15 protein-coding genes are annotated in these 14,702 nt (G+C 46.9%); 2 read left to right on the top strand and 13 right to left on the bottom strand.

Going from position 1 to position 14,702, the window contains the following annotated elements; translation table 11 throughout:
* Positions 1-356: 356 nt before the first annotated feature.
* The 10 genes from ytfJ to ezrA all read right to left on the bottom strand — a co-directional run bounded on the left by ytfJ (position 357) and on the right by ezrA (position 9,869).
* Complete coding sequence (gene ytfJ, locus BM058_RS13030; protein WP_090927490.1) at positions 357-788, bottom strand: GerW family sporulation protein; 432 nt, start codon at positions 786-788, stop codon at positions 357-359.
* Positions 788-1,468 (bottom strand): DUF2953 domain-containing protein, encoded by a 681-nt coding sequence (locus BM058_RS13025; RefSeq protein WP_177195556.1) that lies wholly within the window; start codon positions 1,466-1,468, stop codon positions 788-790. The genes ytfJ and BM058_RS13025 overlap by 1 nt, the downstream gene beginning before the upstream one ends.
* 76 nt (positions 1,469-1,544) lie before the next feature.
* Positions 1,545-1,757: a hypothetical protein gene (locus BM058_RS13020; RefSeq protein ID WP_090927488.1), complete on the bottom strand. Its 213-nt coding sequence runs from the start codon at positions 1,755-1,757 to the stop codon at positions 1,545-1,547.
* Positions 1,758-1,893: 136 nt separating this feature from the next.
* Positions 1,894-2,412: an RDD family protein gene (locus tag BM058_RS13015; RefSeq protein WP_090927487.1), complete on the bottom strand. Its 519-nt coding sequence runs from the start codon at positions 2,410-2,412 to the stop codon at positions 1,894-1,896.
* A gap of 11 nt (positions 2,413-2,423) precedes the next feature.
* Entirely contained in the window at positions 2,424-3,422 is a 999-nt protein-coding gene (sppA, locus tag BM058_RS13010; protein WP_090927486.1) for a signal peptide peptidase SppA, read from the bottom strand.
* Between the two features lie 15 nt (positions 3,423-3,437).
* Positions 3,438-5,033 carry an amidohydrolase gene (locus BM058_RS13005; RefSeq protein WP_090927485.1) on the bottom strand — a complete coding sequence of 532 codons (1,596 nt, stop codon included), beginning with the start codon at positions 5,031-5,033 and terminating at the stop codon, positions 3,438-3,440.
* A gap of 113 nt (positions 5,034-5,146) precedes the next feature.
* Entirely contained in the window at positions 5,147-6,355 is a 1,209-nt protein-coding gene (gene thiI, locus BM058_RS13000) for a tRNA uracil 4-sulfurtransferase ThiI (protein WP_090927484.1), read from the bottom strand.
* A complete protein-coding gene (locus tag BM058_RS12995) occupies positions 6,355-7,500 on the bottom strand; it encodes a cysteine desulfurase family protein (protein WP_090927483.1) in 1,146 nt (381 codons plus the stop codon). Before BM058_RS12995 ends, thiI begins: the two co-directional genes overlap by 1 nt.
* A gap of 160 nt (positions 7,501-7,660) precedes the next feature.
* A complete protein-coding gene (locus tag BM058_RS12990; protein ID WP_090927482.1) occupies positions 7,661-8,074 on the bottom strand; it encodes a hypothetical protein in 414 nt (137 codons plus the stop codon).
* 112 nt (positions 8,075-8,186) lie between these two features.
* Positions 8,187-9,869 (bottom strand): septation ring formation regulator EzrA, encoded by a 1,683-nt coding sequence (gene ezrA, locus BM058_RS12985; RefSeq protein WP_090927481.1) that lies wholly within the window; start codon positions 9,867-9,869, stop codon positions 8,187-8,189.
* A gap of 297 nt (positions 9,870-10,166) precedes the next feature.
* Between ezrA and hisJ the strand changes: the two genes are divergently transcribed.
* On the top strand, positions 10,167-10,964 hold the full coding sequence (hisJ, locus tag BM058_RS12980) for a histidinol-phosphatase HisJ (RefSeq protein ID WP_090927480.1): 798 nt from the start codon (positions 10,167-10,169) through the stop codon (positions 10,962-10,964).
* A gap of 3 nt (positions 10,965-10,967) precedes the next feature.
* On the opposite strand, the gene refZ is transcribed toward hisJ, so the two are convergent.
* Complete coding sequence (gene refZ, locus BM058_RS12975; protein WP_090927479.1) at positions 10,968-11,615, bottom strand: forespore capture DNA-binding protein RefZ; 648 nt, start codon at positions 11,613-11,615, stop codon at positions 10,968-10,970.
* A gap of 187 nt (positions 11,616-11,802) precedes the next feature.
* Between refZ and BM058_RS12970 the strand changes: the two genes are divergently transcribed.
* Entirely contained in the window at positions 11,803-12,288 is a 486-nt protein-coding gene (locus BM058_RS12970) for a GAF domain-containing protein (RefSeq protein ID WP_090927478.1), read from the top strand.
* Positions 12,289-12,449: 161 nt separating this feature from the next.
* Here the strand turns inward: BM058_RS12970 and BM058_RS12965 are convergent, their stop codons facing one another.
* On the bottom strand, positions 12,450-14,171 hold the full coding sequence (locus BM058_RS12965) for a sensor domain-containing diguanylate cyclase (protein ID WP_090927477.1): 1,722 nt from the start codon (positions 14,169-14,171) through the stop codon (positions 12,450-12,452).
* 224 nt (positions 14,172-14,395) lie between these two features.
* The coding region (locus BM058_RS12960) for an IS30 family transposase (RefSeq protein WP_143083024.1) at positions 14,396-14,702 on the bottom strand (307 nt) is incomplete at its 5' end.

The following is a 14,702-nucleotide window of genomic DNA, read 5'->3' as shown; positions in this document are numbered from 1 at the left end:
CTCTTCCAAATATATGTACCCTTTCATCGTACGCTCTTGCAGTGATTTTATCAATCATGACGGAGTTCCTGAGTCGGTAGAAAGTTCCAAGAGGATTATATACCAGCCAAACATTGCCGTTTACCTGCCGGATACTGCCAATTACATGCCAAATAAACCGGCGTACCAGCCAAATTTTTTGTTACCAGCGGACTATGCTCTTTTACCAGCTGAATAGACAAAAATACATGCCAATCACGTGTCATTACAAGCCAATAAATCACCAGCACCAAATACGGGCTGCACTCAATATAAAAAGACAGAGCGGGATCATAATCCCAACCTCTGTCTTTTCGAATATACTGGACTCTTCTTTGTTAAATAGGCGGCTCTTCCTTGTTTTCAGCCGGTGATGCGGATTTTTCCGCCTCCGTTCCTTTCAGCATATCCTGGATTTTTTCCACTACCTGAGGGGCGAATTCCAGCAGTTTTTCGTATAGATGTGTATTTTCATCCAGATGAACCATATTAATGCCCTTGGAGCCTACAATCAAAAATGCGATCGGCGTGATGGATACACCGCCGCCGCTCCCTCCGCCGAATGGATGTTCAAGAGCGGTTTCTGATGGATCTTTTCCATAAAATTCACTGCCGCCCGCGGCAAATCCAAAACCAACTTTCGTTACAGGAATAATGACACTGCCGTCCGGGGTTTCTACAGGATCGCCCACGATTGTATTAACATCCACCATTTCCTTCAAATTTTCCATGGCTGTTCTCATTAATCCTTGAATGGGATGATCCGTCATCAGGATGCTTCCTCCCTTCTTCTTTCATCTCGCGTTTTTTTCCAGAGGGCGAACACGTCTCCCCTGACATGTTTCATCACCCGAATGCCGGTAATGATAGCATGTCCCACGCGTACGGTGACCATACATACAAACTCGCTTTCAAATGTACGACGCTGAAATTCCGGAGACACGGATACTTCCGGGCTGCAGTTCAGCTTCATTACCGCCGACAGCAGGCCGCCTGTGGTTTGTTTAACCGACCATGCCACTCCGGAAATAAGCCCTGTCCAAGCCGCATCTCCAGTTCCAAACCGGGTCTTCCAGCGAAACTTATTAATTTTCCATGTATACAAAAACCGAAAGAGGAGCGGGCGAAGATCGTTCATGTGCCGCAGCCACAGCTGTATGGTTTCCCACTGGCTTCTCATTTCCTCCGGTGTTTCTCTCACCTTTTTTTCCTGTTCTTTTCCCATGCTCGATTCTGTCTTTTCCCGGGCAAGAATGGATCCTGTTTCCTCGTCCAGCGCAAGAAGGGGCAGGTGAATGGTTTTATAAAAAAGGTGCCAGAGTGTGATGGTCACCTGAATATCCTGTTTTTGCTGCTTGTACTTCACACGGAGCGTCAGCGTGACTGGTGTCGCTGCAGTAACAAGGCACAAGACAAGCAGTACCGCAGCCGCTGCAATAACCCAACCCATATCTTCCGCCGCCTTTTTCATTTTCTTCCTATTATGACCAACTATTCCCTTTTTTAATCATAAAGACAATCAACTTCTAAGAACATATGGTACAGACCTTGGACGGCTGTTTATTATTCAAATATAGGAAGCGTTTCGTTGGACTCCGCCTTTCCTGCCCGCTTTCCACGGGCGTCGCCTCAGCTACCGGGAAAATCACCCGGTGATCTTCGGCTGACGCTTCTCCCGCTGGAGTCGGGCAGACGGCTCCGTCCAACGAAAAAGAAGGGGGGATACATGCTTTGATCACAGATGCAGCCTCCTCATAGACCTCTTTTCCATTCCTTTATATGGTAAATTAACAGGCGTGGGAACAGACATGTAACTTAAAAAAGCTCCCGGTAATCATTTTTGATAACCGGAAGCGTCTATACTCTTCAGAAATGTTATTCTACATGAATTACGCGGGTATCCGCGATAGAATCGTGGACGCCTTCTTTCTGCTCCGTAAAACCGATAATGATATACAGTACATTCGTTATCCAGAGACTTCGATGGATAAAGCGGCCGATAACCTCCCGGAACACAAGGTCCATCCAACGCAGCGGAAGCTGGTCTTTGCGGATGACGCGCAGACCGAATACCATTTTACCAAGCGTCTGGGTACGCCATTTTGTCATCAGCAGGAAATAAAGATACGCGGTGGCAGCACTCAATATTCCCTGCAGCGTGAACCATCCCAGCACCGACATCGTCTCCGCCCCGGAAAACCAAAGCGGGCTGATCAAGAGTCCGTTCACACTGAACACGATAAGAAGATCCAGAAGATACGCCCAAAATCTCATCCAGAAGCCGGCATACCTGACGGGCAGCGGTTCTTCCCGGATTTCGGTCCTGGAAACACCCTGGTCTTCCTCCTCTGACTGTTCCCATGTTTCTTCATGTTGATCGGAATAATTGTCCATTGGACTCCCTCCTATTCCGTATAAAGATACATCGCTCTTGGAGCATTAGTATCCATCATCAAATCTTTAATGCCAAGCAGATCCGTATCTTCAAGAATTAAACTTCTTGCCGACGATCCGAGAAATTGGTTAAAACTGAATGCATTGGATTGGTAACGCACAACCGTTGGATCGTTCATTCCTTCTTCTTCTTTCATTAATGAGATGGTATCATCCAAACTGCCGAGTTCATCGACCAGATCGAGCTCTTGTGCCTGTTCGCCTGAATAGACACGACCATCTCCGATGTCACGCACTTCTTCTTCCGACATGCCCCGGCCGTTTGCGATAACAGAGACAAAGTCCTGATAGAAGTCATCTACAAGCCGCTGCAGAATCTGCTCTTCATTTTCCGTCATATCTCTGCTTCCGGACATGATGTCTTTATACTGACCGCTCTTGATGGTTTGAAAGTCAATCCCGAGCTCTTCTGCGAGACCAGAGTAATTAACACTCTGCATAATGACACCGATCGAACCGGTAACGGTCGCAGGATGAGCGACAATGTTATCGGCAGGAGCGGCAATGTAATAACCGCCGGATGCCGCCGTGTTCCCCATTGACACATAGACAGGCTTCCCTGTCTCTTCCTGAATGTCTACAATCTTGTCGTGAATCTCATCGCTTTCCACTACACCGCCGCCCGGAGTGTTCACTTCGAGGATTATCCCTTTTATGGAGGAGTTTTCTCCAGCACTTTCCAGAGTGCGGAGAAACTGCCGGTGATTGTAGGTTCCTGCACTCATAATGCCGGATGTCTGCCCTGTATCCTGAATGGTTCCCTGCAGTTCAATAACTGCGATTTTTCCACTTCCTCCCTGCTCCATCACTTTTTGCTGTGCATTGTTTTCACTACCTGACACCACGTTATCCATGTTCGTTGTTGCGAGCGATCCGGCAAACTGAAAGCTTATGGAAACAACAAACAGTAGAGCGGCGATTCCTAAAGCGACCCAGCGTTTGGCTTTCAATATGATAACCTCCCTTTATGTAGTTAACGTTCCGTATTGCAACGTATCATCCACCACGACAGCCTTCACTGCTGTGGTGACGATCTCATCCAGCGGTACTTGAAAAATATCGTTCTCGAGTATCGTAAAATCCGCCCGGAATCCAGGAGCGATGATCCCGTATTCTTCTTCAGCCGAGACAGCTTTTGCACTCCCTCGTGTATACAGCTGCACTGCTTCAAAACGGCTCAGCTTCTCCTCCGGCAGCCAACCACTATGAGAGACTCCGGGTTTGCGGCGCGCCACCGCTGCATGAATTCCTTCAAGCGGGGAAACAGGTTCAATTGGTGCATCGGAACTTCCCGCGCAATGCAGCCCTTCATCCATTAGTGTTTTCCATGCAAAGGAACAGTGCAGACGTTCCTCTCCCAGCCTTTCCTGCACCCAGGGAAAATCAGACACAACAAAGCGGGGCTGCAGATCAAAAGCGACGTTCATCTGCTGCAGACGTCCAATGAGATCCGCCGGTGTCACCTGTCCGTGTATCAAGCGGTCTCTTGTGCCTTCAGGCGGCGGATTCTTCTCCAGCACATCGACCGTATACTCAAGAGCTGCATCGCCGATGACATGAACAGCTGCCGGCATGCCTTTGTCCCGTGCTCTTTTCACAATGCTTTCCATATCTTCTTTTGACGTGACAGTGACGCCGCAGGTTTCCGGGGCATCATTATATGGTTTTTGCAAAAGAGCTGTTCTTGCGCCCAGTGCCCCGTCTGCAAAAATTTTCACAGCACCAAAAGAGAGAGAGTCGTTCACCGGACCGAAACGAAAGCCATGATAATGCATATCTTCAAGCACTTCGTGGTGCACGAGCAGATTGGTCCGGAACTTCAGGCTTTTATGATTGATTAAATCTTCAAAGACTTGAAACGTTCTTTTGAATCCACCGTAATAGTTCAAATCTTCAGTATGTCCGCCTGTCAGACCTTTTCTCAGCATTTCCTGTACTGCCGACTGCAGTGCCTCCCGAAGCTCTTCATCACGCACCGGCGGCATCACCTGTTTTACGAGATCCACAGCGGTATCAAGAAGATATCCTGTCGGACGGCCCTGTTCATCCCGCACGATAATTCCCCCAGGCGGATCGGGAGTGTCCTCTGTAATACCGGCCAGATGCAGCGCTTTTGAATTGACAAGCGCTGCGTGCCGGCATATTCTGGTCAGCAGCACCGGAGAATCGCCGGCGATTTCATCAAGTTCCCATCGATGAAAAATTTTGCGATCGGTGAAATTGTTTTCATTCCATCCTTCTCCTGTCAGCCACTGTCCCGGTTCAAGCTGGTTTTTTTTCTCCTGAAGCGCCTGCTTCATCTTTGCTGCCGACTCCATGGCGGAAAAATCAAGACTCAGCAGCGTTTCACCCAGTCCAAGCATATGTAAATGGCTGTCCTGAAAACCCGGATACATAGAAGCTCCCTGAAGGTCCATTTCTTCAAGCGGTGCATGTTCACTGCGGAGTTTCTGAGCAGAACCGGCATCAACCACTTTCCCATTTTCTGTGTAAACCGCTTCAACTGTTCTGTTTTCTGCTTCCATGGTATAGATGGCCCCGTTAAACCACAATCTTCCCATCAAGTGCCCGCCGCCTTTCTATCTATTTTACGTGTGATACAAAGAAATGTTTCAGAATCCCCTGTAAAAAATGTTCAAATATCCCTCTTTCTAAATAAAGAGGGACATCTACATTAGAGCAGCGAGTCCATGTCTCTTTCTGTTTCTCCGGATTCTCCGCCGAAAGTAATCATTTCCGTGTTTTCAACCGCTTCCTCAATATATGACTGAAAATCCATAGTATTTTCAAAACGAACTGCTTTTTCGCGCCGCGGCTTCGTAACAGATTCAGACGGCAGAAATATTGTACAGCAGTCTTCATAAGGACGAATGGAAATAGGATAAGTCCCTATTTTCTCTGATATATCCACCACTTCCTGTTTATCCATCGTGACGAGCGGCCGCAGAATAGGCATATTGGTGACTTCATTGATAGTATACATACTTTCGAGTGTCTGCGAGGCCACCTGTCCCATACTTTCCCCATTAGCCAGCGCCAGCACGCCGCGGTCCGCCGCAATTCTTTCCGTGATACGCAGCATCATCCGCCGCATAATCGTCATGGAATAATTAGAAGGGATGGAGGAGTGAATGGCTTTTTGAAGCTCCGTAAACGGAACAACATGAAGTTTCACCGAACCACCGAACGTGGTGAGCACCTTTGTCAGATCCTCCACCTTTTTTCTCGCCCGTTCGTTTGTATACGGCGGGCTGTGAAAATGGACTGCCTCCAGCTCCGCTCCTCTTTTCATGGACAGGTAGCCGGCCACCGGGCTGTCTATGCCTCCTGAGAGCATCAGCATCACACTGCCGGCCGTTCCAACCGGAAGTCCGCCGGCCCCTTCGATTCGTCCACATGTGATATACGTACCCTGTTCCCGGATTTCAACGTTGATTTCCACATCCGGGTGGTGAACATCCACCGTGGTCTCTTCCGTATTTTTGAGAATATGGCTTCCTATCATAGGATTGATATCCTGAGAAGAAATCGGAAACGGTTTATAGGATCTCCGGGCATTGACTTTAAATGTCTTCGTATCACCCTTATGCTGGAGAAGCGCCTGCAGCGCCGTTTCCTTTATTGCTTCGATGTCATTGGATGCCCGCATAGCCGGACTGAATGAAGAAATACCGAAAACATGACGGAGCGGTTCCATTACCTCATCAAGCGGTTCGCCATGCAGTTCAATGATGGCACGTCCAAACGTCCGTTTTACTTTTGCACCTGGAGTCCCCTGCAGGGCAAAACGGATGTTGCGGACGAGGGTTTGTTCAAACTGTGTTCTGTTTTTTCCCTTAAGCGCCAATTCACCGTATCTTACTAAAATATGATCATATTGCATTACTTTTTCTCTCCCATTACCAGCATCATTTCTGACACAGCTTTTTGCAGAATACGAACAAATTCATCGACTTCCCGTTCTTTCGTGTCATGGGAAAAACTTGCCCGGATCGCGCTTGACGCCCGTTCCATACCAACTCCCGCTGCCAGCAGAACAGCACTGGGTTCCTGGAGTTTGGAAGAGCAGGCGGATTTGGTTGATACGTGGATGTGATTTCTCGTCAACTCCTGAACAAGCACTTCCGGTTTCATACCAGGAAAAGACACATTCACAATATGCGGAGCGGATCCTCTCTGCGGTGTGTTGACCACTGCACCCTCAAGGTCTTGAAGGCGGTGGATAAGGTTCTGTTTAAGATGTTCGAGACGCCCGTTCTGCTGCTGTCGTTCATTTTCGGATAGACGCAGTGCTTTTGCCATTGCTGTAATACCCGGCACATTTTCCGTTCCTGCTCTGTACTGCTGCTCCTGGCTTCCTCCGTGAAATAACGGAGATAATGAGGTCCCCCGTCGCACAAACAACACACCTGTGCCCTTCAAACCATGAATCTTATGAGCGGATATTGTACACAAATCAACGCCCTGCAGATTCAACGGAACATGCCCCGCTCCCTGCACGTGATCCGTGTGGAAAAATAATTTAGGAAATGCTGTTAAAGCTTGAGCTATATCTTCCACCGGATTGATTGTTCCCAATTCGCTGTTCACATGAATGATAGATACCAGAATCGTATCCTCACGCACAGCATGCAGCACATCTTCCACCGAAACCCGGCCTTCCTGGTCCACATCCACATACGTAACATCGAATCCAAACGATTCCAGGGCCTGGAAAGCCTGCATAACCGAGGGGTGTTCCACCGATGACGTTATCAGGTGTTTTCCCCTCTCCTGATGCTCCATCGCAATCCCTTTAATTGCCGTATTATTGCTTTCCGTTCCTCCCGAAGTAAAAACAATTTCCTCCGCATTAACATTTAGAAGCTGCGCCACGGACGCCCGTCCTTTACTTAGGAGAGTTTCTGCCTCTACCCCTGGATGATGAAGCGAAGAGGGATTGCCGAAATAATCCGAGGCTACTTTATAATAAGCATCCAGCACTTCCGGCCACGGTTTTGTTGTTGCGCTGTTATCCAGATAAACCATTCCACCCTCTCCTTTTTTTATATTATAAACTTATTTTTTTAACAGAAATGCAACACCTTATCTTATCACATGTTTTTATCCAAGAAAAACTCGTGATTACGTTCACAGCTTCCTTCACAATAGAAAAGCTGCCCCGTCTCAAGGGGCAGCTTTTCTGTGTTTATTCTTCCATCCTCTGCAGCAGTTCATCCACTGAGATTCTTCCTTCTTCCGGTCCAAGAGAAATGGCATCCGATTTTTTATTACTTTCTTCTCGTTCTGTTTCGGTTGACGAAACATTCGGAGTATCTGTGGATGGATCGCTTGCTTTATCGGTATCCGGGGTTTGACGTGCTGTCCTGTTGTCTTTTGGTGTCTCCGGGCTGGAATCGGTACTGTTGTCTTCCAGTGTTTCTTCTTCAGCGGGCGGATTCACACCTAAAGCCTCATCGAGTTCGGCCGCCAGTTCTTCGGTGCTCCGTTCTTTTTGCGGGTCTGCTTCTTCCTCTGAATCATAAAGAAAGATGACTCCGGCCGCCCCGAAAATCGCAAAACATATCATTATAACTGTCCCTAGCATGTAAATGGGTTTCAATATCCGCCCTCCTTCTAAACAAGACGATTGTATCATATCCACCTTGTTTTAAAAAGGACTTTTGTTCCTTAAACCAAAACATTACAGCTATTCCCTAGTTAATAATACCTAATTAGCGCATTTCCAGTTTCTGCACTGCATTTGGTTCTTTTTGCTCTACAGCCTGTACAGCAGCGTTGACCGCTTCATCATAATAACCTTTTTTAAAAAGGGATTCAGCCTCTATTAATGCATTATGAATAGCTTCTGAATCACTTCTGTGCCGGTTTCCAAGCTGAATGACCCGCTCTGCCAGTTGTGCCTGTTCAATCGTAGCATGCAGCTGCTGATGTACTTTCTGAGCGTAGTGCTCGGCGTCTTCCACCGCAGCGTTGACTTTCCCCATTTCCACCGGGGTTTCTTCCAGACTGGACGCTGCCGCATTCAAGCGTTCTTCAGCCGCATCCATCTCATTCAGCAGACTGGATGGGACTTTCGGCAGGTAAGAGCGCTGCAGCGTCATCCGGTCCCGGAGCAGCTGCCTGCGCAGCGACCTGAGGGTTTCCAGGGCTTTTAGTTCATCTTTGCGGAGCGTGTGCAGCTTTTCCTTCGAACGGCGGATACTCTGGTCGATACCTGTAATATCTTTTTTCAGCTGTTCCAGTGTTTTTTTCAGTGCGGTAAAAGGCTGTTTCTGATTGTCATGAACATCCTGAAAGACCCGCCATTCCTTCATGGCATCCTGGATGGATGTATCCACTTTTTCCTGTTTTCTCTGTTCATCCTCAGGAATACGGTAGCTTCGTTCGACTTTCCGGCGTTCCTCACCGAGGGAGGCAGCCTGTTCTTCAAGACGTGTCAGCTCTTCCCGTGTCTCTGCGGCATTCTCTTCCACAAAACGACGGGCTTCGACCTCTTTTTCCAGGGTATCGTACGTTTCTTCAATAAAGGTTCTAATTTCGTGCAGTCGTTCCCGCACCCATTCCAACTCAAGGTTTTCCACTGCCTTCTTCAGTGCCGGAAGCTCGTCCCGGATGTTTTTGACTTTATCCTTGAATTCATAGTGGCTGATAATGTAGCCTTCCTGCTCCATCTCCTGGAGTCCGTTTTCAAGTTCTGCACACTCTGACGGGATGTCTGTTTCAATGTCTACAAGCACTCCCGGTACCGTGTTCATATTATGTTCTTCCTGCTTCAGTTCCGTATGAACCCGGCTTAAAATCTGGTTTGCTTTTGTGTAATTCCCGGCGTCTCTTTCTTCCTGAAACTCCGTAAAAGCAGCTTCCATCTCCTTAAGTTTCCGCTCGAAAACGGGTGCTGTGCTGCCAAGAGAGAGGCGGTTCTCAGCTAGATTCCGCTGCAGTTTCTCAAGTATTTCACGGTTTTCTGTAATACCGGTCCGGTTTTCTTCTTCGCTATGTATAAGTTGTTCCACTTCACGGAAGATTTTCTGAATATGAGCGTCCATATCCTGAAGCTGCTTGTCCACGCCTTCTATCAGCGCACGCGCTTTACCGAAGCGGTACTTGTTTGCCAATTCTTCGATATCAAAAAGGGCTTCTTCAATGTCGGGAAGATGTTTTCCCAGAATATCGTCCCATTCTTTGCGCCATTCTTCGAATTTTTCTTCCGTTTCCCCGGACATTGTCAAGCCTTTTACTTTTGCTATTTCATCAGCCACCGGTTTGTTCGCGATTTCTGATTTCCACTTTTCCAGCCGATCCACACTTTTATAAATGCCGCGGCGCGAGACCGCTCCATAGATAATAACGGCTGCTGTGATTAAAACTGCCGCTATGATAACGTAATATACCATGAGTCCTCACTCCAGTTTGCGTACACTTTTCTGTATTTTTCGTCAGGACCCGGGCATTTTCCTGCTGCGTAAGTTAAAATATTTATACCGGCACAGGATGTGCGCGGGTGCAGCAGAAAATCATCCTGTCAAACTTTGTCCTTTTGGTTTTCAGAAAGGGCAGGCCCTGTAAAATTCCTCTTACATTCTCGTGTTTTTTATGTAATAGTTACCTTTATGATAACATGGAAATACTTATCATGTGGGAGAAGTTTAAATAAAATTATAAATCAATAGGAAATGGATGGAGGAGAGGAGATGCCCATTACACGTGACGGTCATATTCATACACCGTTCTGCCCACACGGTTCGACAGATTCCTTTCATGCGTATATCGAGCGTGCCTTAAAGGAAGGGCTTGAGACCATCACTTTCACTGAGCACGCGCCGCTTCCGGAAGGGTTTACGGACCCTGTCCCGGAGAAAGACAGTGCAATGGCTGAAAGCGACCTCGAACAATATATCGAAACACTTCATGAGCTGAAAAAAGAGTATCACAGCGACATTACGATACTGACTGGTCTGGAGATAGATTATATTGAAGGGTTTGAAGCACGTACGAAGGCCATGCTGAATGAGATCGGCCCTTACCTGGATGACAGTATTTTATCTGTACATTTTCTTCAAGCAGCTGATACCTGCTTCTGTCTCGATTACAGCCTCGACAGTTTTGGAGATTTTGTTCATGCAGCAGGATCAGTGGAGAATGCCGTGAAAATCTATTTTGATACCGTTCACCACTCGATAAAGTGCGATCTCGGTCCTTATAAACCAAACCGACTGGGCCATATGACACTCATCAAAAAATTCCAGAAAAAATTCCCAATGCCCGATATAACTCCTTACACCCGGGCAGTTCTCGATGCCGTCCGCCTGCAGAACATGACCATTGACTTTAATGGGGCGGGTACTGCAAAAACATGGTGCGGGGAGCCTTATCCGGATCTTGATACCGCCCGGGAGGCCTTAAAAAGAGACATCCCGCTCGTCTACGGATCCGACGCCCATCAAGCTGATGACATGATGCAGGGAGCAAAAAGTACAGCTGCCCTTTGATTATTAAAAATGGACCGGTTGTGCAGCTCTGCGCTCTGTATACGCCGGTGTTACAAGAGCGCTGTACATCCAGTTCCTGATTTCTTTAAGGTACAGCGTAACAAAAGGGGCCTGCTGGGGCTGCATATGAAACACTTCCCGTACATACTGATGATGCAGAAACGGCATCAACACCATACTGCGAAAATGCATGATGGTCCAGTGGGACACAGCAGGATGAAACACTCCTTCTTCCACCCCATCCTGCAGTACAAGCGAATAAAGATGCTTTTCCTTCATCAAGTAGGTGGAAGTGAGCTCCCGGACGAACATCGAATCCAGCGTCATTTCACGCAGGACAAACCGTGCCCGCTGATGACGCTGCTGCATATAGAGAAGCATGTGTTCGGCCATATCCATTAATGTGTCAAACGCATTGCTTCCTTCACGCACCGATATTTCTTCCAGGCCCTCCATATATCCTTCCAGAAAATCAACCACGAGTGCTTCAAGAAGTCCCTGTTTCCCTCCAAAGTAGTAAGATATAAGAGAAAGATTCACACCTGTCCGCCCTGCAATGTCGCGCACAGACGTCCCATCAAATCCTTTATTGGTAAACAATACAGCTGCTTCCTGAATTATTCTGCCGCGGGTATTTTCCATTTCCGGCATCTTGTACCTCCTTTATGCTCCTCTTCTGTACTGGACATGCTGTAACATATCTTCCGTATGGCCGGGCTTTTTTCCTTTAAAAATCTCTCGACATTTCCCTTTATATTTCGCAGGCACTATGAAAAGACGATGCCGGGGGGTTTATGCTATACTCCTTTTTGAAAGGTGTATCGAAGGAGGTTGACGTATGTTTGAACCCGTTTCCTACCAAGGAACTCTGAAGAATAATTTTGACATGTTGAATAAACAGCTTGTTTCCCTTATTGAAGGGGAAACAGACCGTACAGCAAACCTGGCCAATGCCTCTGCATTACTTAACCAGTTTCTGGAAAATGTGAACTGGACAGGGATTTATCTTTACCATGAGGAAGACGGAGAGCTCGTACTCGGGCCGTTTCAAGGGCTTCCTGCCTGCATCCGGATCCCTTTTGAAAAAGGAGTGTGTGGAACAAGTGCTGCTGAAAAACGCACTGTCCGTGTGGATGATGTGAATAGTTTTCCGGGACATATTGCCTGTGATGCTGCTTCCCGTTCCGAGATTGTCGTCCCTCTCCTGAAAGAAGGAAGCCTCATCGGGGTTCTTGACATCGACAGCCCTGTTTACCACCGCTTCAGTGAAGAAGATGAACAATATCTGGAACAATTCGCTGAAACACTATCCGCACATCTCTGAACGGAAGAGCCCCAGCGAACCGATCCCGTTTTTATACTCCGGAGTGCAGGCAAAGTGTTTTGACGAAGCAGCGTATGAGACACAGTAAAAAGTTCCGAACGATTCCTTAGGTAATCGTTCGGAACTTTTTGTGTCATTAATAGGTTTGTCTCAGACTCTTCTTATATCTCATACATAACCTGATTTTTCCCTTTTCGTTTCGCGCGGTACAAAGCCTGATCGGCGCTGAAAAACAGATTGTCAAGCGTGATATACTCTCCACTCATCCATGAAGATGCACCGCATGATATTGTCACAGACGGGGACGAGGCATGTTCTACATGTCTAACAATGCGATCTGCTACTTTCCGCCCTTCTTCCAAAGACGTATCCGGGAGGTAAACAGCCAGTTCTTCGCCGCCCCACCTGGCCGCGGTATCCTCTGAGCGTATATTCTGCTCCAGGATTTCTCCGACCTGGACAATGATGCTGTCACCGGTCTGATGGCCGAAATTATCATTGATTTCCTTGAAGTTATCAATGTCAAAAAGAAGAAAGGTTCCCCGTTTTTCCTTATGGAGAGATTCATTCATTTTCTGTTCCAGGTAACTCCTGGAATGAAGCTTGGTCAGGTGGTCGGTAATAATAAGTTTCTCAAGTTTTTCATGAAGCACTGCATTCATGAAAGCGAGAGTGGAGTGATGGACGAGAGACTGGAGCAGTTTGAACTGATGAAAGGTGAAGGTTTTGGTTTCCCTGCCAAGAACAATGACCGCTCCCTTCAGTTCATCGCTCTGTTTCATCGGAACAGCCATCATGGAGCGGAATCCATCAAAATCGTACGACGATTCATTCAAAAGGTCTCCAATGAAAACTGCTTCGTGATTACGTTCAAAATGATCCATAACACGAAAAATCGTCTCCATCCGCTCCGGTGCCTGAAAATATTCATCGTTAAGCATCCGCACATTACGAACATCATCCATTAGAATGTATCCCTGCCTGCTGTCGGGTATGAACTTTTCAATTTGCAGCTGCATGCTGTCTACCGTTTCCTCAAACTTTCTTGTAGAATTGAGAAATTGGGATGTTTCGTTAATGAGTTGTAAATCTTTTATCAATGTCCGCGACTGTTGGTAAAGCTCCGCATTTTCAAGCGCACTCCCACCAGTGTCAGCCAGTGTTTTGATGTAATCCCTTTCCATCTCATCTTCTACCAGCTGCCGGCCGGCTTCCATGGCCAGCACCCCGTAAACCCCCTGCTTGCCAAGCAGTGGGATGTAAAGAACGGAATTTTCCTCTTTTTTTGTCTCAGCTGTCTGAATCTGACCGAGAAGATATGTTTGCTTCATTTTTTCATTAATGTTCTGAAAACCAAAGGAACAGTCAATATGGCCCAGTTCCGAATGTACTTCCCAGTCCTGGGCAAGATGAAGAGCGATACGGCTTCCTGGATAAATAAATTCAAGAGCCTGGACAATTTCTTTCAGTACAGCCGCTGCTTTCATCGAAGAATGGAATTTCTTCGTAACCTGCACCATAAGAGCATATCTCTTATCTCTTCCGGGGCCGTTTCGGTACTGTTCCTGAAGCCGGTGCTTCAAAAATGGAATCAGTCCGCTCAGGAAAAAAACAAGCCCTGTGCTGTTTGGATGACTTTGTTTGACAATCGCACCCGCGGTCCAGAAACGCCCCTCTAATTGAAACAGTTTTTCTTCCTGACAAATTTCAGTTCCTTCTGGAAGATTTGCATCGGTGTAAGTAGATACTGTTTCACCATGGTCATTTTTCAAAAAAAAGATGAATGAACCAAACAAGTCTCTAACCTCTTTTGTGTCCAGAATCTCTTCCCACATCCACTTGTATTGTTCTGTGTCGTCCGATGAGAACTGTACATTCTTCATATTTTTACACCACCGCTTGCTTTTTTCCCTTGGATATTTCCGGTCCCCTGTCTATATACAACTGTCTATGAATGTGATTCTTTATACCTGTGACTTATTTCTATATTGCATTGTAACTTATTTTCATTAAAATTTCTGTGATTTTTTTCAATTTGTAAAAATAATATTATCCGCTTAGATTGCAATAATAAATGCAACAACCACCTCAATTCCATTATTTGTAACTAAAGAACAGATGCCAACCCCTGTTCGAATCGGTCGTTAGGAGACTGGTATCCCAGTATTTTACGGGGGAGGGTGTTGCACCAATTCTCCACATAGGCAATGACGGTATCGTCCAGGTCATCGATGGATTGTCCTTTGGGTATAAACCGTCGGATCAATCCGTTATGGCGTTCGTTCGTGCCTCTCTCACTGGAAGTATAGGGGTGCGTATAATAGACGCTAACCTGATCACAGTCAACGGCTTCGGTAAGTTCGCTGAATTCGGAACCGTTGTCGGATGTGATAGATTGAAAAATGGATGAAAAA

Source organism: Salibacterium qingdaonense, from assembly GCF_900114715.1.
GTDB lineage: Bacteria > Bacillota > Bacilli > Bacillales > Marinococcaceae > Salibacterium > Salibacterium qingdaonense.
Note: the sequence above shows the minus strand (reverse complement) of the source record. Positions and strands in the feature narration are given on the sequence as shown.

Coding starts and splice junctions, on each gene's coding strand:
- BM058_RS13005 (WP_090927485.1), bottom strand. CDS start 5,033: ATGGGAAGATTGTGGTTTAACGGGGCCATCTATACCATGGAAGCAGAA.
- BM058_RS12965 (WP_090927477.1), bottom strand. CDS start 14,171: ATGAAGAATGTACAGTTCTCATCGGACGACACAGAACAATACAAGTGG.
- BM058_RS13015 (WP_090927487.1), bottom strand. CDS start 2,412: ATGGACAATTATTCCGATCAACATGAAGAAACATGGGAACAGTCAGAG.
- BM058_RS12970 (WP_090927478.1), top strand. CDS start 11,803: ATGTTTGAACCCGTTTCCTACCAAGGAACTCTGAAGAATAATTTTGAC.
- hisJ (WP_090927480.1), top strand. CDS start 10,167: ATGCCCATTACACGTGACGGTCATATTCATACACCGTTCTGCCCACAC.
- BM058_RS12995 (WP_090927483.1), bottom strand. CDS start 7,500: ATGGTTTATCTGGATAACAGCGCAACAACAAAACCGTGGCCGGAAGTG.
- thiI (WP_090927484.1), bottom strand. CDS start 6,355: ATGCAATATGATCATATTTTAGTAAGATACGGTGAATTGGCGCTTAAG.
- refZ (WP_090927479.1), bottom strand. CDS start 11,615: ATGCCGGAAATGGAAAATACCCGCGGCAGAATAATTCAGGAAGCAGCT.
- ytfJ (WP_090927490.1), bottom strand. CDS start 788: ATGACGGATCATCCCATTCAAGGATTAATGAGAACAGCCATGGAAAAT.
- ezrA (WP_090927481.1), bottom strand. CDS start 9,869: ATGGTATATTACGTTATCATAGCGGCAGTTTTAATCACAGCAGCCGTT.
- BM058_RS13025 (WP_177195556.1), bottom strand. CDS start 1,468: ATGGGTTGGGTTATTGCAGCGGCTGCGGTACTGCTTGTCTTGTGCCTT.